Consider the following 18,654-nt stretch of genomic DNA (forward strand, 5'->3'; position numbering starts at 1 on the left):
GCCGGCGGGCTTTTTTTTATGGAAAGAAACGGCTATAATGGGGGCATTGACAACGATTGGGGTGATTCGGTGGATGCCTTGCTTGAAAGACAGTATGACATCATGGACGTCAGCCTGCTCGCAGGGAAAATTATGTTAGAGAGCGGAGCGGAAACGTACCGGGTAGAGGATACGATGATGCGGATTGCGCTGTCGTATGGCATCGAAGAGTCACACAGCTTTGTGACACCAACCGGTATTATGTTTTCGATCGAAACAAAAGAACCGACGAAAACGAAGTTGATGCGGATTTCCAGCCGGACGACGGATTTATATAAAGTAAGCGCGGTTAACGCGGTCTCACGCCGAATCAGTGCAGGGGAGTTAACCGTTTCAGAGGCGTATAAAGAGCTGAAGTCCATTCAAAAAGCGCCGATGTTTTTTTCATTTTTGATCCAGGTAGCGGCGGCGGCTTCAACGAGCGGCTGTTTTGTTATTTTACTGAAAGGGTCATGGGACAACGTTCTTCCAGCGATGCTGGCTGGGGCGCTTGCTTATTTTCTTGTTTTAAAAGTGGCGGAGATTGTGCCAACCATGTTTTTCTCGGAATTTATCGCAGCCCTCGCCGGCGGGACAGCTGCCTACTTTCTTTTTCAAATGGGGCTTGGAAGCGACTTGGACCGGATTATCGTTGGAACGCTCATTCCGCTCGTACCAGGCTTGTTAATCACAAATGCTGTCCGCGATTTAATGGCGGGCCACTTTCTCTCAGGCCTCGCAAAAGGAGCAGAAGCGTTATTGACGTCCCTTGCGATCGGGACAGGGATCGCGGTTGTGATGACGCTTATTTAAGGGGGTGCACGCGTGACCATTTTAACGAATATGCTATTCAGCTTTTTGGCTGCCGCGAGCTTCGGTATCATGTTTAATGTGCCAAAAGACTTGTTGATCAAGTGCGGAACCGTTGGCATGGCTGGATGGATGATGTATTATTTTTTGTCCGAAAACAACGTGGACCCGCTCCCCTCGACCGTAGCGGCAGCCTTTACGATTGCATTGATCGGCCACGTGTACGCGAGAGTGTACAAAACACCGGTCATTATTTTTACAATCGCCGGCATTATTCCGCTCGTTCCCGGCGGCACTGCTTACCGGGCGATGCGCTCTTTTGTGCAAAACGATTACAATACCGCGATCAATCTCGCGGCAAAAGCATTTATGATTTCGGGATCAATAGCGCTTGGGCTTATTTTATCCGACGTATTTTATCAATTGATTCTCCGAAGAAAAGCGCCTGCGGGAAAATAAGCAGGCAAAGAAAGAAGGGGCATTTTGCAAAAAATAAAGCCATATATTTTGCTGATTTTGGTGATGATGATTTGGGGCTTTAATGTGCCGCTGATCAAAATACTAGTCAGCACATTTGAACCGGTCACAATTACTGCATTTCGGATTTTTACCGCATCACTTGTTATTTTTCTGATTTTAGGAAAAATGGGAAAAGTACACTGGCCGGCTGTTTATCATTGGAAATATATTTTGGGCGGCGGGCTGTTTAACGTCTTTTTCCATCATTTATTTTTAGGATTGGGAGCCGCTGGAACAAGCGCTGTACACATGGGTATTATTCTTGGGCTTGGTCCGATTTTAACAGCGTTAATGTCTGTTGTGTTTTTCCGCCGGGGATTGTCCCTTCTTCGAGTTCTTGGTTTTGTTACCGGAACAGCAGGTGTTTTGGTCACTGTGCTTGGCGGCGGGGCTGGGTTAAGCGGATTTGTGCTCGGTGATTTATATATATTCTTATCGATTTCCGCGCAGGCATTCAGCTTTATTTTAGTCAGCCGGGCGGCACGGGACATGGACCCGCTCTTGTTAACGGGCTACATGCAGCTGTTTGGCTCATTTGGCTTGTTTCTTGCGAGCCTCATTACGGAACCGGCCGGCCTTGCGTCACTTGAAAACATAAATGTATATATGGTGATCGTTTTTATGCTGTCAGCTGTTGGCGCCACAGCCATCGGCCACTTAGTGTACAACAATACGATTACAAAAATCGGACCGGCTGAAGCAGCCATTTTTTTGAATTTAAGTACCTTTTTCTCGCTTGTCGGCTCAGCGGTTATTTTGGGTGAACCGATTTATTATTATCATTGGCTGGGGCTGCTGCTTATTGTGCCTGGTGTTTTGATGGGATCTGGGGCTTTAGAAGAAATGATTCGGAAGCGTCGACAGAAGACAGGCGTTTAGCCTGTCCAACAGTTTAGCGCATTTCCAAGATTTCAGCATATTTCCTGAAAGTAACGGCGTAATAAGCTGTTCAGATGGCGCGATTCAACTAGAATCGCGCATTTGCTAAAGAAATTTCTTTGTGAGATTATCTAAAAAAGGTTTTGTCTTAGAAAAATAGCCATGTTAAATTGTTTGCGTACTATGATGAAGCAAAAAATGAAAGCGCTATTATTAAAGGTGTGTATATGTTAAAATTTAACTATAAACAGACGGGAGGGGTTTAGATGAAAAAAGAAATGATTATCCATTCATTTGATGGAACTGAACTGTACATGCAAAGAAATACACCTCAAAATCCGCACGCGGTGATGGTCATTGTTCACGGGCTGGGTGAGCATTCAGGCCGGTATGAGTATGTAACGGAAAAATTGAATGGATATGGCTACGCCGTCTACCGTTTTGACAACCGCGGTCATGGAAAATCCGGCGGCGCACGGGGCTATGTGGAGGATGCGTCCAAATTCGTTGATGATGCACATGAAGTCGTAAAGGCGGCCCGTCATGACTATCCGGGATTGCCGATTTTTATGCTTGGCCACAGCATGGGCGGATTTATTGCGGCGTCTTACGGTGTTCAATACAAAGAAACACTCGCCGGCCAAATTTTCTCGGGGCCTGTCATTCTGGAACTCCCGGCATTCGATGAGTTGAAAAAACTGGATATGGAAAAAGAGGCGCTGACGCGGATTCCGAACGGACTGGCTCACCTGATCTGCCGCAGTCCGGCTGTCGTCCAAGATTACGAGAACGACCCCTACAATTTAAAGGAATTCACGGCAAAACTGCTGACGGCTGTTTTTCACAATGGTGCACAAAATTTGCTCGAAAAGCTGCCTCAATACACATATCCTTGTTACATTTTACACGGTGAAGATGATCAAATCGTTCCAGCTGATTCAGGGCGTTACTTATATGATCACATCGCATCTGAAGATAAATCCATCTGTGTCATTCCGCAGCTCTACCATGAAATTTTGAATGAAGAAAAAGAAAAAGACGAGATTTTACAAGAGATTTTTGAATGGGCAGAAGAACGCATCGATAGATAAATCGTTTTGCAGGCAGAATAGTCACCCGTTTTTGCTGAAAAGGCGGCTGTTCTGCCTATAATGTTTTAGCCGTTTCACAATGCTTTTCTTTTAAAAGCGGGCAGTACGGACATTTATCGCATCCGGGCACTTCTTTATAGAGGCAGCAAGTGAGCCGACTGAAGTTCGCCATCGCGTCTTCCGGCGTCTTTTTTTGCAAAAAGCGTTGGTACTGTTTCAAAAGCGGCAGATCACGCGTATCCTTTAGCACATGCACATACATCCAGAGCGCATAGCCAAAAATGTTTTCCCGGGAAATAATGGCTGGAAGTTTTGCGTTTTTCGTCATCAATGCAACAACTGGATCAACAAGACGCTGCAAAATTTTTTCTGCTCCTTCATCTCCGCAAGGCTCCCAATGATCATGTTTCAGCTGAAACAAAATCGGCCACGGTTCCCCGTCACTCATCACGATTTCTATCTCTTCCGGGCTGCCAGTCCATACACGCCGTTCCTTTGAAAAAATGGCCAAATGACCGGTGATAAAAAGTCCATACCGGCGCATAAACATTGAAGCTGCTGCCGGAAGAGAGGCGGTGCCCAGTTCTTTTTCCGCTGAATGCGCCAGTAATTGTATATCCTCTGACCACTCCAAAACAGTTCCTATCGCTTCTTTTCCATCAGTAAACTTAAACATCGCCCGGTCCAATCCGACCACCTCCATAATTATTTATTATAAATGAAAATGATTATCAAAATCAACATAAGCATCAAGCCGTGCCTTGATGGTTTTTTTGTACATATTCTGAAAGAGAGTGGAGGTGGATACAGATGAAAAAAGGTGGATGCGGATGCAAAAAACAAGCCGGTTTTAATCCTGGTCAAAAGTCTGATAAGAAAAAGTCGGCGAATTCAGCGACCCGGCCTGTGAAGCGGAAAGGGTAACAAGCGTGATGAAGAAAATGGTGAAATAGTTGGTGTCAGTCCCCCGCTGCTTTAACGCAGTAAGGATTGGGGGACTGACACTTTTTGAATGGACAAAAATCTGAATAAATAGGGATAAGCGGCGACAATTGGACACAAATTCTGGTGAGTGAACATAAATCAGGCTAAGTGGACATAAACTCTACACGTTTCTTTAAGAAGAAGTAATCTTATAGCTGTCTGTTCATTTTGTTACTTTTTTATCTTTGTTCTGATTTGCTTAGAAAAAGTGTCTGTCTTTTTCCTTTATGATAGGAAGAGAGAAATAGCAAAATATCGAACAAGCCATATTCGCCGATGTGAGAAATAGGCGATTTTTCATGCGAATTTGCATGAATAAAGGCCTATCTTTATTAAAAGTGGTAATATGGTGGAAAAGAGAAATTTGGTGATAACATGGAAAACTTTATCGAAAACCTGCAAGGTTCTTTATACAAAGGCTTTATCAATCAAAATGAATTAAAGCCGGGCAACTTCAAGCCACAGCTCCTCATTAACAATGCGAAACGAAACGAAAATGTCCTTACCACTATTTTAGAAGAATTGGATAAAAGTCAGTCATTCCTTTTTTCAGTGGCGTTTATTACCGAAAGCGGGCTCGCAACATTAAAAGCGAAACTATTGGATTTGCATCAAAAAGGCATTCGTGGACGTATTTTAACATCGACTTTTTTGAATTTCAACCAGCCAAAAGTATTTAGCGAATTAATGAAAATCGAAAATATTGAAGTTCGAACGACCGATATAAAAGGATTTCATGCCAAAGGCTACATTTTCGACCATGGCCGTTCATTTTCGCTGATCGTTGGCAGTTCAAATTTAACAGCACACGCTTTAAAAGTAAATTATGAGTGGAACGTCAAGCTCACTTCACACGAAAATGGTGAAATCGTCCATCACTTTAAAGACCAATTTGAAAATGTGTGGGAAAAAGCGGAGACGTTAACTCAAGAATGGATTGACCGCTATGAAGTGATATACAGCGCAACGCATGAGCAGCGTGCGATGCAGCAAGTCATCGATCCGCCAACGAATTATGAGACAAATTCGATTCAAAAAGCGTTAGAAATTAAGCCGAATAAAATGCAGGAAACAGCTCTTCAACAAATTCAATCGCTTCGAAATGAACAAAAACAAAAAGCATTAGTCATTTCTGCAACCGGTACAGGGAAAACGTATTTGTCGGCTTTCGACGTGCGCGCTTTTCGACCAAAGCGAATGCTGTTTGTGGTACACCGTGAACAAATTTTGCAAAAAGCGATGAAGGACTTCCAAACCATTTTAGGCGGAGCAGAAGACGACTTTGGAATTTTATCTGGTACATCAAAACAAGTTCAAGCGCGGTATTTATTTGCGACGATTCAAACAATATCGAAACGAGACGTCTTACAGCAATTTGATCGAGAAGCTTTTGATTACATTTTAATTGATGAAGTACATAAAGCGGGGGCTGAGTCGTACCTTCGTGTTATTAACCACTTCCAACCAGCTTTTTTAATGGGGATGACGGCGACACCGGAACGGACCGATGACTTTAATATTTACGAGTTGTTTGACTATAACATTGCATATGAAATTCGGTTGCAGGAAGCACTTGAAGAAGACATGCTTTGTCCGTTTCACTATTTCGGCGTCACCGATTTAGAGATCAATGGAGAAGTGATTGACGAAACGACGACGTTTATGCAACTCGTTTCTGAAAACCGAATCAATCATATTATTGATAAAATTGGTTACTATGGCTATTCGGGTAAAACAGTAAAAGGCCTTATGTTTTGCAGTCGAAAAGAAGAAGCGAAAGAATTGTCAGTGAAACTAAACGAGCGAGGGTATCGAACAGTTGCGTTGACTGGAGATGACGGGCAAGAAGAGCGCTTTCGTCGAGTAGAGGATCTTGAAAATGGGAAATTGGATTATATCTTAACCGTTGATATCTTCAATGAAGGAATCGACATTCCATGTATTAATCAAGTTGTAATGCTTCGTCAAACGCAGTCTAGCATTGTCTTTATTCAGCAGCTCGGCCGCGGCTTGCGTAAGCACGACTCAAAAGAATTCGTCACGATTATAGATTTTATCGGCAATTACAAGAACAATTACATGATTCCAGTGGCACTTTCAGGGGATCAGTCTCAAAATAAAGATAACATCCGTCGGAAAACTGCTGAAACGAATTATATTAGCGGTGCTTCAACCATTAACTTTGAAGAAATCGCCCGGAAGCAGATTTTTAAAGCGATTAATAATAGCACATTAAACACTGCTAAATTATTAAAAGAGGCTTTTGTTAATTTGAAAAATAAAATAGGTCACGTACCACTTTTACATGATTTTGTAGCAAATCACTCCATTGATCCGATTGTGATCGCAGAAAAATACAATACGTATTACCATTTTTTAATCAGCATAAAAGAAAAAACACCTGTATTGTCTTTATACGAACAGCACGTATTAACGATGTTGTCACTTGAAGTGTTGAACGGAAAACGGCGACATGAAGTTCTTTTGTTGGATCAATTACTAGGGCAAAAACAAGTGAGCCATGATACATATTTGAGTATCTTACGTGAAAATGAGTGTACAGTAGACGACCAAACGATTGAATCCGTTCAGCGTATCGTTGATTTATCGTTCTTTAATCAAGCGACACAAAAAAAGTATGGTGATGAACCGATTGTAGTAGTTAAAGGCGATATTTATAAGCTGAATGAAAAAATTCAACAAAGCCTATCTGAGAATTTATTTTTTGAAACACTCATAAAAGATGTTATTGAAACAGCAAAAGAAAAAAATAAAGCTTATCTATGTGAGGAATCATTAACACTTTATCAAAAGTATTCACGTAAAGATGTGTGTAAATTGTTAAATTGGAAAAGTGATGAAAGCTCTACAATTTATGGATATAAACCAAAATACGGTGCTTGTCCGATTTTTATTACGTATCATAAAAACGAAGAAGTAGAAGCCAGCGTCAATTATGGAGATGAATTTATTAGCCCAGAATTGTTAAAGTGGTTTACACGTAGTAATAGAACGCTAAAATCGACTGAAGTACAAAAAATTGTAGAAGCCAAGCAAGGTGGAATAGATATTCATATTTTCGTGAAAAAAGATGATGATGAAGGTACAGATTTTTATTATTTGGGCAAAGCACTTCCCGATCGAAAAACAGTTGAGCAAACGACCATGCAAGACAAACATCAAAAAGATATCCCTGTTGTTACAATGAGCATGGTCATGGAAAAGCCGATTGAGCATTCTCTTTATCATTATTTAACCGAAGGAGCCAATTAAGATGAAGAAAACAGTCCGCGTTGTTGGCGCAGTAATTGAAAATGAAAATAATGAGATTCTGTGCGCGTTACGTTCACCTGAAATGACGGTGCCGAACTTGTGGGAGTTTCCTGGTGGGAAAATTGAAGCAGGTGAAACACCGGAGCAAAGTTTAAAAAGAGAGATTCAAGAAGAGTTAGCTTGCGAGATTGAAGTTGGAAGTAAAATTGAAGAAGTGACGCATGAGTATGAGACGGTTATTGTTAATTTATTAACGTATCATTCTCGAATTATAAAAGGAGTTCCAACCGCTGAAGAACATGCGGAATTGCGATGGGTTCCGCGTGATCAATTAGATGAGTTAGAATGGGCTCCTGCAGACATTCCAACAATCCGCAAAATTTATTACTGAGTTTTTTATTTGAAGAATGACGAAGAGGAGAGGGCTAGCTGCACATATACTAGGAAAGCAGATGGCGAAATCGAAAAAGGTTTAAAAAGGTAAAAGCGCTCCAAACGGCGAATACTTTTCTACATAGATATTCAGATGTATCGAAATAATAGTGTATTTGCTGTTCCTGATTTTTTTGCAGGGATGTGACGAATAATAGAGAAGCAGGAGTGATGAAAATGGCTATTCAACCGTACCTTGTATTCGACGGAAATTGTGGAGACGTATTAGATTTTTATGAAAAGGTATTCCAGACGGGGCCTGCCAATCGGACGCGCTTTGGTGATTCACCGCCAAACCCGGATTATCCTCTGCCGGAAGAAGCGAAAGACCTCATGATGCATGCGAATCTAGAGGTGGAAGGCACGACACTGATGTTTTCGGATGCGTTTCCAGGCATGCCGTATCAGCCGGGCAGTGCCATCACCCTGGCGCTGATCAGTTCGGATGCGGAAAAGCTTCGTGCTTACTTTGAGGGGCTGTCTGAGAACGGTGAAGTAATCATGCCGCTTCAAGAAACGTTTTGGAGCAAAGTGTATGGCCAGGTACGCGACCAGTTCGGCATCCAGTGGCAAATTAGCCACGAAGGACAGCAATAATAAACCAAAAGGTGCTTCGCTCAGGCGGACGCCTTTTTTAGTATAATAAAGGCGAAAAATGAGATGGGACGGTGAAGTGGATGTATGGTCTTGAACGGAAGCTGCATCAAAGTGCCAAAAACCTTGAGAAAGCGTTAATGCAGTTGGAAGAAGCTATAGCGGAGGGCCAAGAAAATAGAAGATGAAGAAGAAACGCTTTTGAAGATCGACGTCGTTCGGTGGGAATCCGCAACCGATCAGCTGAAATCGGAAGTAAATCAGCGTCACGAGATTATCTGTACGAGTAAATTTAGCTGAAAATTCAATCTAAACCGTCCGAATCGCATTCCGGGCGGTTTTATGCTGTAATAGACACGTCGTCGGTTAGTCTAACGTTATGAAGACCGCTGCGATACTCATTCTGCGTTATTCCTTCGAATAACGCTTTTTACGGTACCTTTCAGCTATAAATTGTTGGGTTTTTTCCATTTTATTCATCAAATTATGTTATAATTAGCCTAACAAGATACCAAAAGGGTATGTATGTAAGCGTTTCCTTTTTATTCGGTAAAGTAGTGTAAGGATTCTGAGCAATGTAATAAAGGGGATTCAATTGCCAGCCATTATTTCAAAGGAGGGACATTATGAAGGAATGGAGTAATAACAATAACAATGCGAAGACACACTCCGTCTCAACGGATGAAATGGCGTCTATCGTAAACTTACATACATGTATTATCAAATTGCTTGCAAGTGGGGATTCATTGCACACCGCCATGAGAACCCTGACAGTGAAACTGGAAGAGCACTTTAAACGGAAAACATACTGTGCCCTTATGATGACTGTTGAGGGAAATAGGCTTGCTGTAGAACATGCGCCGAATCTTCCTTCTGAATATCAGCAGGCGATTCATCTCATTAAATCAGGTCCAAAAGCCGGCTCGTGCGGGACAGCCGTTTATCGAAAAGAAACGGTTATTTCGTCTAATATTGAAAATGATCCGCTCTGGGACGATTTTCGTCAGGATGCCCTACGTTTTGGACTGAGAGCTTGCTGGTCCATTCCTATTTTAACAAGTGGGCGTGTCGTCGGCACCTTTGCGGTTTATCATACAGAGATTTGTACGCCTGCAGCTCATGAAATCGAGGTGCTGGAAACATGTGCAACTCTGGCTGGGCTTGCGATTGAACGGGACTTGCGAATAAAGCTGGAGCAGCAGCTGCAAGAAAGCGAACAGCGATTTAAATCACTGTTTGATTATTACCCTCATTCGATTTATGTCTTTTCATTAGAAGGGCATTTTATTGGATTCAATCAAGCAACGGAGCCGGTATCCGGATATAAAAAAGAGGAACTGCTTGGAAAAAGCTTTCTTCCGTTAATTGCCCATGAGGATAGAAAAAAAGTATTGCATCATTTTAATCAGGCAAAAAAGGGAATCGTCCAGCGTTACGAATGTAAAGTTAAACATAGAAGAGGGAATAATTTAATTATAAGCCTCACCAATATACCTATCACTGTGAATGATGAGATTGTGGGGGTGTATGGAATTGGCCGTGAGATTACCCATGAGAAACAAGTGGAACAGGAACTGCATGCCCTCCATAAGGAAACGGAGCATGTATTTAAAAATCATCAGGGGTTCATTTTTAAGTATAAAAAAGAAAATGACCAGTTTATTCATACATTTGGAGACGGCCAATTAGTTGAGAAATTCGGGTTGAAGATGGAAGAGATCACTGGGAAGTCGCTAAAGGGATTTTTGCCGGCGGAGATCGCTTCTCGAAAGGAAGTCTATTATGAACAGGCATGGAATGGGAATGAGACGCGCTATGAAGGGGATTTAAACGGTGTTCATTACATGGCAATGATGAAGCCGATTTTGATGGATGGACAAGTAGTCGAAGTGATTGTCACATGCAATGATATTACTGAACTGAAGAAAGCCCAGCAAGAAATTCTGTCCTTAAAACAACAAATGGAGCTGGTCTTAGATTCAATAGGGGATGGCATTTACGCCATAAATGTGAACCAGGAAATCACACTCATCAACCCGGCGGGAGCTAAAATGCTTGGTTATGACGTGCGGGAACTCAGTGGTAAAACCCAAAAAGACACGTTCAGGCCTCGTTCTGAGCCTGAATGTTGTATGCCGTATCAAACGCTGCTGGATGGAAAGACCCGGTATGTAACGGATGAATTCTTTTTAAGAAAAGATGGAACGTGTTTCCCTGCCGAATATACATCGTCTCCTATTTGGGAAAATGGAGAAATTTCAGGGGTGGTTGTGGCGTTTAGAGATATATCCGAGAAAAAAATGGCCGAAGAATATCTCCTTAAATCAGAGAAATTAGAAATGGCCGGACAGCTTGCGGCGGGGGTGGCTCATGAAATTCGCAATCCGCTTACCTCCATTCAAGGGTTTATCCAATTATTGGAAGAAGAGAAATTAAGTGAACCAGAATATTTCGCGATTATACGATCAGAATTCGAGCGGATTGAAGGGATTATTGGTGAATTCCTGACACTAGCCAAACCGCAGGCGGTGAACTTTCAAGGAAATGACGTCGGACATATTCTAAAACAAACCATCCATTTGATGAATGCACAAGCCACTATGCATGGTATTGAGGTCGTCTCCGTTATTGAGCCAGGGCTTCCTCTTTTTCAATCTGATCAACATCAGCTCAAGCAGGTTTTTATTAATGTCATCAAAAATGCAATCGAGGCCACTGCATCCAAAGGGCAATTGATGATTACCTGTAAAAAAACCAAATCTCATCTTCACATCGAATTTCAAGATCAGGGAGAGGGAATCCCGCCGGAAAGGATCAAGCATCTCTTTGAACCCTTTTACTCCACGAAAGAAAAAGGGACGGGCTTGGGACTGATGGTCAGCTACAAAATTATTGAAGAACATAAAGGAACCATGCGGATCGAAAGCGAAGAAGGAAAAGGCACCACTGTTCATATCCTTCTTCCTATTTCAAGCTAGAAGCATTTCAGTAGGGCAATGCGATCACTCTGGCGCTGGTCAGTTCGGATGCAGAAAAGCTCCGTTCTTATTTTGAGGGGCTGTCTGAGGACGGGGAAGTGACCATGCCGCTTCAAGAAACGTTTTGGAGCAAGCTGTATGGACAGGTCCGTGATCCGTTTGGCATCGACTGGCAGATCAGCTGCAGTGAACAATAAGGAAAAAGCGTGTTCCGGCCAGCAATGGCCGGGACACGCTTTTTATTTTTCAATCACCGTATAAGTTTCCGGCTGAGCAGGCTGCAGCAGGCGGGTTTCTTTTCCAAGCGAAAATAGATGAAGCTCATGCATAGCGCGGGTGCAGGCGGTATAAAACAAATTTCGCTCCGATTCCCGGCTGTATACGTCTTTGGATACGTTGAAAAGGATCACGGCATCAAACTCGATCCCTTTCGCTAAATAAGCGGGAATAACGACGAGTCCCTGCTCAAACGTATATGTTTCTTGATCCAGTAATTGCGCAGAAATGTGTGGTGTCAGCCAGGCATGCACGTTTTGACTTTCCTGCATCGTTTTGCAAATGACAGCGATCGTTTGGCGACCGTCTGCTTCGAGCAGTGATTTGATACGCTCCAACAGCTTCTGATGGAGGTCTTCTTTATGATCCGCATACGTTAGGGTTGGTTTTGAGCCTTCCCGGTTAAATGGTTCTATTTGGCTGCCACCTTCGATCAATTGCCGTGTAAATTCGACGATCGGGCGGGTGGAGCGGTAGCTGCGTGTGAGCGTAATTTTTTCGAATGATTCCTTTTGGCTTGGCGTGTCCGATAAAACGGATGACTCATTCGAGGACTGAACAAAGATGGATTGGTTCACGTCACCGAGCAGCGTCATTTTACTGGACGGAAACAGCGTTTTTAAATAAGCAAGCTGAAAAAGCGAGTAATCCTGTGCTTCATCAATAAAAACGTGGCGGATACGCGAAAAAGACTTTTTCCCTTTGAGCTGGTCTTGAAAATACAAATAAGCGGTTGCGTCTTCCCAGCAGAGTATATGCTGGTCCAAGGCTTTGAGCGTACTTTCGCAAACATGGACCCATATATCGGAGGCGGGCTGTGTGTGTGTCTCAAATATCTTCCGGAAATTCGCTTTTTCATCCACAAAGCCGAGCCGCTTCATTTTGCTTCTTAACGGCTGAAAATATTTTCTGGCGACGCTTTGGCTTAAGATGCGCCATTCCAGGTCTGCATCGTTGAAGGTATCCTCTTTTTTTGCCTGCTTTTTCTGGCTTGCCCGGTACGCGTTTAAAAAATCTTCTTTATCTAAAAGCTCTACTTCATCACGCACCCATTCTTCGTTTTGTTCCAAACGTTCCAGTTTTTTAAGCTTTTTCAGCAGCCATTCCGAGACAAGCTCTAACCGGTTTGGCAGGAGAATAGAACGTTCTAATGTATAAAAGTACTGCTTGATTTCTTCGGAAGAAACGAGTATTTTATTCCGAAACACAATATCGTGAAAAACGAGGCCTTCCTGCGAAAGGGAAGCGAGAAAATCATCAATGCGTTTCTTAAAGTCCAGACCGCCTTTGAACTGAATGGCTGCTGTTCTAACAGAATCCTCAGGTTCTGTACCTTTTAAAAGGAACTGTTCCAGCTGTTCAAACGGGCTTTGAACGGTGAAGGCATCACCGATCCGGTCCTCTACATATTCCTTGTACGTCGTCTGGAGAATATTTTCTTCTCCGAGCTCCGGAAGTACAGTGGATACGTAGCTGTTGAATAGGGGATTGGGCGAAAACAGGAGCATATTTTCCGCCTGCAGCGTCCGGCGGTTGGCGTACAGCAAAAAAGCAATCCGCTGAAGTGCCGCTGATGTTTTCCCGCTTCCAGCCGCTCCTTGAACAATCAGCGTCTGGCTTCTTTGATTGCGGATAATTTGATTTTGTTCCCTTTGAGTGGTGGCGACAATACTTTTCATTTGCGCACTTGATTTCCCGCCTAAGACTGCCTGCAAAATATGATCACCGATCGTTAAACTCGTGTCGAATTGACCGGTAATCTCGCCGTTTTGAATGATAAACTGCCTTTTTAAAGAAATATCTCCTTCTATCCGGCCTTCCATTGTATGGTAAGCGGCAGGACCGATTGTGTAATCGTAATACATGCTTGAAATAGGGGCCCGCCAGTCATAAATTAAAAAGTTCTCCTGCTCTTGGTCCATGAGAGATGCGATGCCGATATAAATTGGTTCCGGTTTCGGTTCACCGGATTCCTGAAAATCAATTCGGCCAAAATAAGGGGAACGGCGCAGCCGGTCAAGCTTTTTCCATTCATTAAACAGCTGCCCATGGCTTCGTTCTCTTTCTTGAAGCAATTCGGCCTGCTGCTTGATGCCTGCTTGTGTTTCAATAACGTCATCGGGCTCATCCATATTAACCGTTACGTCTTCCCAAAAGTTGTTGCGAAGACCAATAATGCCTTCTTTTAAAGAGCCTGTTTTTTCTTTGATCTCTACTTGTTTTCGATCGATGATGTCAATCACTTCATTCACGCGCAGCTGTTCCTTTTGCTGTTCTGTTTCTTGATTCATGCTCCAAACACATCCTGTTTTTCAAAGTTTGGTATTCTATCCTTGTATATCACCTTTTAACGCTATACTCAAACAACGTATGCCCGAATCAAACATAGTATTTCCTAAAAAACCGTCCGAATCGCATTTAGGGCGTTTTTGTGATGTAATGGAAGAGAATGTACATACTGAATAAAGGAGAGGTTTTTTTGAAAACGTTGCCGATTCAAAAACATGGATTAAACGCGAGCAGGCTTGTACTTGGCTGTATGGGGTTTGGCGGCGGCTGGAGCCGTGATGTGATTACAGAGGAGCAGGTGAAACAGGCGCACTGGGCGGTCGATGCGGCGATTGAGTCAGGCATCAATTTGTTTGACCATGCGGATATTTATGCGTATGGGAAAGCGGAGGAAGTGTTCGGGCGCGTGCTAAAAGAGCGGCCGTCGCTGCGGAATGAAATTTTGATCCAGTCGAAAACGGGGATTACGTTCCCGGATAAGGAAGCAGGCATGCCGACGCGGTACAATTTTTCAAAAGAATATATTTTAGCTGGGGTCGACGGCATTTTATCACGGCTCGGTGTGGAGCATTTAGATACGCTTTTGCTGCACCGTCCGGATGCCTTGATGGAGCCAGATGAAGTGGCGGAAGCATTTCATGAGCTGAAATCATCCGGGAAAGTACGTTATTTTGGGGTGTCGAATATGAGCGCGGGACAAATCAAGATGCTGCAAAGCGCGATCAGTGACCGGCTTGTCGTCAATCAGCTGGAGATGAGCCTGCATAAAATCGGCTGGCTCGAGTCTGGTGTGCACGTGAATCAGCCGGCTTTCTGCGAAACGATATTTCCAGAAGGGACGCTTGAATATTGCCGAATGGAAAATATTCAAATCCAAGCGTGGGGACCGCTTGCACAAGGCATCTATTCCGGCGCACCGCTTGAAGAACAGCCAGAGTCGGTGAAAGAAACGGCGGCACTTGTTAAAAGGATGGCGCAGGAAAAAGGGACAACGACCGAAGCCATTGTTCTGGCGTGGCTGATGAAGCACCCGGCTATGATTCAGCCGGTCATTGGCACAACGAGCCCGAACCGGATTCGTGCTTCGGCAAAAGCAATGAATGTCGAGATGAGCCGTGATGAATGGTATACGCTATATGTGTCTTCGCGCGGTGTGAATTTGCCATAAGCAAAATCGCACCAGTGTAAGAGGTTTTTGCACGACTAAAATGAAATCGTACCAAATCCGGTCTATTTGCCGCTAGCCCGCTGTTCGTTTATGATAAAAAAGAGTATGACAGACGGGAGAGTGTGGAATGTACAAATTGATTGCGATTGATATGGATGGAACACTTTTAAATGATCACCATGAAGTAACAGACGAGGTCCGGAATGCGCTGGATGAGGCACGGGACCGTGGTGTGAAAATTGTACTTTGTACGGGGCGGCCGCTTGCCGGAGTGCGCCGTTATTTGAAAGATCTTCGTCTTGAGGATGAAGAGGATTATGTGATTGCGTATAACGGTGCGATTGTACAAAATACGCATACGAACGAAGTAGTGTTTAAGCAGTCGCTTGGCTATGACGACTTTCGTTCCTTGCATGAACTAAGCTTGACGCTTGATACGCCGATGCACTTTTTTGATGCGGAGTATTTATATACAACGAATAAATTGATCAGCCCCTATACGGTACACGAGGCGTTTATTACGCAAATTCCGTTCCGCCACTGTACGGTAGATGAAGTGCCGGCGGATATTGCGATGCCGAAATTGATGTACATCGATGAACCGGAGCGTCTGGACCGGACGATTGCGGCCATTCCGGCTGAGATCAATGACAAATATATGATGGTGAAAAGCGCACCGTTTTATTTGGAAATTTTGCATAGAGAAGTAAGCAAAGGCAATGCAGTGAAACGGTTGTCTGAGAAGCTTGGCATTAAGCGCGAAGAAGTCATGACGATCGGCGACAACGGCAATGACTTGTCGATGATTCAATTTGCGGGCTGCGGCGTGGCAATGGAAAATGCGATTCCGATGGTGAAAGAAGCGGCGGATTATCATACAAAGTCGAATAATGAACACGGCGTGGCGCACGTGATTCGGGAATTGGTGCTTGTTTAAGGTCGAATAAAATAAGTGGACGGTCGAATTCTCGCATGTGACGGTCGGAAAAAATTTTTTTCGATCATCATGCGCCGGAATTCGACCCTCCTTTCGTTTTTTTCGCCTGTTAGCTTTAACCTTTCAGCAATAAGTAGATCGCCTGCGTGCCTTTGTCATCGTGGCCCTGCTCAGACAATTTTTCATAAAGGGATTTGGCAAGGGTAAGCCCCGGTGTGTTCATGCCCATTGCTTCCGCGGACTCGATAGCGATGTTCATGTCTTTAATAAAATGTTTAATGTAAAAACCGGGTTCAAAGTCGCCTTTGATCATGCGCGGAGCAAGGTTTGCGAGCGACCAGCTGCCAGCGGCGCCGCTGGCGATGCTGCCGAGTACCTGCTCCGGATCAAGACCCGCTTTTTCCGCATAAACGATCGCTTCCGCTACACCCAGCATATTGGACGCAATCGCGATTTGGTTGCACATTTTCGTATGCTGGCCGGCGCCTGCACTTCCCTGCAAAATAATGTTTCCGCCCATGACCTCAAGGATCGGCTTTACCGCATCAAAATCCTCTTTGGTGCCACCCGCCATAATCGTAAGCGTGCCGTTTTTCGCGCCGACATCACCGCCGGAAACCGGGGCATCTAGTACATGAATGTCCTTCTTTTTGCCTTCTTCGTAAAGCTTTTTCGCTAAAATCGGGCTGGATGTTGTCATGTCAATGGCGTAGGAGCCAGGCTTGGCGTTTGCGAGAATGCCTTCTTCGCCAAGGTACACGGCTTCAACATCACTCGGATAGCCGACGATCGTAATGATCACATCCGCTTCTTTTGCGACGTCTGCCGGTGTTTCTTTCCAAACGGCACCCGCCGCCAGTAAGTCTTCCGCTTTTGCTTTCGTCCGATTGTAGACGATGACCGGATAGCCCGCATACATCAAATGGCCGGCCATGCTTTTGCCCATGACGCCTGTGCCGATAAATCCAACTGTTCTGCTCATATGTACCCGCCCCTTCCAAAGATTGCTTGCTATTTAATTGTATCAAAAAATGTTTTCTCTTGTTTTTACTGCGTAATAATAGTGATACAATGCAAGTGTTGAGAGGGAAAAGGGGATGTCGATGTCTGCACAAGTGAATCGGTTTAATGATATTATTAGAAAGCTCAGAAAGCAGCTGTTTGGCAAAGGGCCCGACCGGCTGGAAACGGTGTTTATGCAAAATATGGCGGTGACGACACTGTATGGCAATTTGACTCCGATGGAAAAGTTCATTGCTGGAACAAATGAAGGAAAAGAGATGGTGCACACCGCCAGGACGCGATTAATTCAGGATGTATATGCCAAATCGCCGCCGGAAGGACTGGAAGAAGTCGTAGGGGCAAAATTTGTTTATTTATTTTCAGACATAAAAGTAGACGAAGATATCGCTGTGTCAGTGTTTGTGTTTGACCGGCCGATTGTGTGAAAGGAAGAATGACAGTGAAAGACGTACAGATTAAACGGAGTGTCATCCGTTTTCAAAATGGAAAAGCAAAGCCGGTGGAGGATCATATTGTGACTGAGCAGCCGGTGACAGTGAAAATAAATGGAGAAGAATTTGTGACGATGGTGTGCACGCCGGAGTACATAGAAGATATGGTTATTGGCTACTTGGCGTCTGAGGGGGTTATTCGCCGATATGAAGACATCCGCTATCTTCGGACAGATGACGAAGGGTTCGTTCACGTCGAACTGTCGCACATCAACCCATTTTTTCAAAAGCTGCAAAACAAGCGGTACATTACGTCGTGCTGCGGCATGAGCCGGCAGGGGTTTGTATTTGCGAACGACGCGCTGACAGCAAAAAAAATGCATGATATTCATGTTCGTATCACACCGGACGATTGTTTTTCGCTTATGTCGTCGATGCAGGACGAAGCGGCTGTTTTTCAGCGGACCGGTGGCGTTCATAATGCAGCATTATGTGATGAATCGGGTATTTTACTGAGCAGGATGGACATTGGCCGGCACAATGCGCTTGATAAATTATATGGGCATTGTTTGAAAAATGGGCTGTCGACAAAAGGAAAGATTATCGTATTCAGCGGCCGGATTTCGTCTGAGATTTTGCTGAAAGTGGCCAAAATCGGCTGCGAAATCGTTCTGTCGAAATCGGCGCCAACTGAATTTGCGCTCCAGTCCGCCGAGGAGCTTGGCATTACAACAGTTGGATTTATACGGAACGGTTCGATGAATATTTACACATGTCCAGAACGGATTGTATTGCCTTAAATGCACTATTCTGATAAAATAGGTAGCGCTTACATGAAAAGCAAAAAGGATGGAAAGAAAGCACGGCCTGTTTTCTTTTTATCAGTCATACTAATGGTGTTTGACATTTCTGCAAGTGATGCAGAAGGATTAGACAGCATTTAAAAAGCTTA

General features: G+C 43.9%; 16 protein-coding genes. 13 read left to right on the forward strand and 3 right to left on the reverse strand.

Annotation, left to right across the window (positions count from 1 at the left end; all coding sequences use genetic code 11):
* Window positions 1-69 precede the first annotated feature (69 nt).
* The 4 genes from VQ00_RS10790 to VQ00_RS10805 all read left to right on the forward strand — a co-directional run bounded on the left by VQ00_RS10790 (window position 70) and on the right by VQ00_RS10805 (window position 3,317).
* On the forward strand, window positions 70-831 hold the full coding sequence (locus tag VQ00_RS10790) for a threonine/serine exporter family protein (RefSeq protein ID WP_425388368.1): 762 nt from the start codon (window positions 70-72) through the stop codon (window positions 829-831).
* 12 nt (window positions 832-843) lie between these two features.
* The gene (locus VQ00_RS10795) at window positions 844-1,287 is read left to right on the forward strand and encodes a threonine/serine exporter family protein (RefSeq protein WP_046180145.1); all 444 of its coding nucleotides are present in this window, start codon (window positions 844-846) and stop codon (window positions 1,285-1,287) included.
* Window positions 1,288-1,311: 24 nt separating this feature from the next.
* A complete protein-coding gene (locus VQ00_RS10800; protein WP_046180146.1) occupies window positions 1,312-2,226 on the forward strand; it encodes a DMT family transporter in 915 nt (304 codons plus the stop codon).
* A 266-nt stretch (window positions 2,227-2,492) separates the two neighbouring features.
* Window positions 2,493-3,317 carry an alpha/beta hydrolase gene (locus VQ00_RS10805; RefSeq protein ID WP_156154043.1) on the forward strand — a complete coding sequence of 275 codons (825 nt, stop codon included), beginning with the start codon at window positions 2,493-2,495 and terminating at the stop codon, window positions 3,315-3,317.
* Window positions 3,318-3,372: 55 nt separating this feature from the next.
* Here the strand turns inward: VQ00_RS10805 and VQ00_RS10810 are convergent, their stop codons facing one another.
* Complete coding sequence (locus VQ00_RS10810) at window positions 3,373-4,005, reverse strand: hypothetical protein (protein WP_046180147.1); 633 nt, start codon at window positions 4,003-4,005, stop codon at window positions 3,373-3,375.
* 671 nt (window positions 4,006-4,676) lie between these two features.
* On the opposite strand from VQ00_RS10810, the gene VQ00_RS10815 reads away from it, so the two are divergent.
* The 5 genes from VQ00_RS10815 (at window position 4,677) to VQ00_RS18140 (ending at window position 11,775) form a co-directional block, all read left to right on the forward strand.
* The gene (locus VQ00_RS10815; protein ID WP_046180148.1) at window positions 4,677-7,574 is read left to right on the forward strand and encodes a DEAD/DEAH box helicase; all 2,898 of its coding nucleotides are present in this window, start codon (window positions 4,677-4,679) and stop codon (window positions 7,572-7,574) included.
* A gap of 1 nt (window position 7,575) precedes the next feature.
* Window positions 7,576-7,965, forward strand: a complete 390-nt coding sequence (gene mutT, locus VQ00_RS10820; protein WP_046180149.1) for an 8-oxo-dGTP diphosphatase MutT — start codon at window positions 7,576-7,578, stop codon at window positions 7,963-7,965.
* Window positions 7,966-8,183: 218 nt separating this feature from the next.
* Entirely contained in the window at window positions 8,184-8,603 is a 420-nt protein-coding gene (locus VQ00_RS10825) for a VOC family protein (protein WP_046180150.1), read from the forward strand.
* Window positions 8,604-9,226: 623 nt separating this feature from the next.
* Window positions 9,227-11,578, forward strand: coding sequence for a PAS domain S-box protein (locus VQ00_RS17750; protein ID WP_052728486.1), 2,352 nt, complete (start codon window positions 9,227-9,229; stop codon window positions 11,576-11,578).
* A 35-nt stretch (window positions 11,579-11,613) separates the two neighbouring features.
* Complete coding sequence (locus VQ00_RS18140; protein ID WP_342667011.1) at window positions 11,614-11,775, forward strand: VOC family protein; 162 nt, start codon at window positions 11,614-11,616, stop codon at window positions 11,773-11,775.
* Window positions 11,776-11,817: 42 nt separating this feature from the next.
* Here VQ00_RS18140 and helD read toward each other — a convergent pair whose 3' ends face one another.
* A complete protein-coding gene (gene helD, locus VQ00_RS10840; RefSeq protein WP_046180151.1) occupies window positions 11,818-14,145 on the reverse strand; it encodes an RNA polymerase recycling motor HelD in 2,328 nt (775 codons plus the stop codon).
* Between the two features lie 188 nt (window positions 14,146-14,333).
* Between helD and VQ00_RS10845 the strand changes: the two genes are divergently transcribed.
* Both VQ00_RS10845 and yidA read left to right on the forward strand, forming a co-directional pair.
* Window positions 14,334-15,311 carry an aldo/keto reductase gene (locus VQ00_RS10845; protein WP_245618099.1) on the forward strand — a complete coding sequence of 326 codons (978 nt, stop codon included), beginning with the start codon at window positions 14,334-14,336 and terminating at the stop codon, window positions 15,309-15,311.
* A 127-nt stretch (window positions 15,312-15,438) separates the two neighbouring features.
* Complete coding sequence (gene yidA / locus VQ00_RS10850; RefSeq protein ID WP_046180153.1) at window positions 15,439-16,248, forward strand: sugar-phosphatase; 810 nt, start codon at window positions 15,439-15,441, stop codon at window positions 16,246-16,248.
* A gap of 115 nt (window positions 16,249-16,363) precedes the next feature.
* On the opposite strand, the gene VQ00_RS10855 is transcribed toward yidA, so the two are convergent.
* A complete protein-coding gene (locus VQ00_RS10855; RefSeq protein ID WP_046180154.1) occupies window positions 16,364-17,230 on the reverse strand; it encodes an NAD(P)-dependent oxidoreductase in 867 nt (288 codons plus the stop codon).
* A gap of 121 nt (window positions 17,231-17,351) precedes the next feature.
* On the opposite strand from VQ00_RS10855, the gene VQ00_RS10860 reads away from it, so the two are divergent.
* Window positions 17,352-17,696, forward strand: coding sequence for a Na-translocating system protein MpsC family protein (locus VQ00_RS10860; protein ID WP_046180155.1), 345 nt, complete (start codon window positions 17,352-17,354; stop codon window positions 17,694-17,696).
* A 29-nt stretch (window positions 17,697-17,725) separates the two neighbouring features.
* Entirely contained in the window at window positions 17,726-18,502 is a 777-nt protein-coding gene (gene fdhD, locus VQ00_RS10865) for a formate dehydrogenase accessory sulfurtransferase FdhD (protein ID WP_425388369.1), read from the forward strand.
* Window positions 18,503-18,654: the final 152 nt, after the last annotated feature.

This window comes from Domibacillus tundrae (assembly GCF_000970675.1).
GTDB lineage: Bacteria > Bacillota > Bacilli > Bacillales > Domibacillaceae > Domibacillus > Domibacillus tundrae.

What these genes read in the sequence shown, in the direction of transcription:
- VQ00_RS10805 (WP_156154043.1), top strand. Translation starts at nt 2,493, where the DNA reads ATGAAAAAAGAAATGATTATCCATTCATTTGATGGAACTGAACTGTAC.
- VQ00_RS10815 (WP_046180148.1), top strand. Translation starts at nt 4,677, where the DNA reads ATGGAAAACTTTATCGAAAACCTGCAAGGTTCTTTATACAAAGGCTTT.
- mutT (WP_046180149.1), top strand. Translation starts at nt 7,576, where the DNA reads ATGAAGAAAACAGTCCGCGTTGTTGGCGCAGTAATTGAAAATGAAAAT.
- VQ00_RS10825 (WP_046180150.1), top strand. Translation starts at nt 8,184, where the DNA reads ATGGCTATTCAACCGTACCTTGTATTCGACGGAAATTGTGGAGACGTA.
- VQ00_RS17750 (WP_052728486.1), top strand. Translation starts at nt 9,227, where the DNA reads ATGAAGGAATGGAGTAATAACAATAACAATGCGAAGACACACTCCGTC.
- helD (WP_046180151.1), bottom strand. Translation starts at nt 14,145, where the DNA reads ATGAATCAAGAAACAGAACAGCAAAAGGAACAGCTGCGCGTGAATGAA.
- yidA (WP_046180153.1), top strand. Translation starts at nt 15,439, where the DNA reads ATGTACAAATTGATTGCGATTGATATGGATGGAACACTTTTAAATGAT.
- VQ00_RS10855 (WP_046180154.1), bottom strand. Translation starts at nt 17,230, where the DNA reads ATGAGCAGAACAGTTGGATTTATCGGCACAGGCGTCATGGGCAAAAGC.
- VQ00_RS10860 (WP_046180155.1), top strand. Translation starts at nt 17,352, where the DNA reads ATGTCTGCACAAGTGAATCGGTTTAATGATATTATTAGAAAGCTCAGA.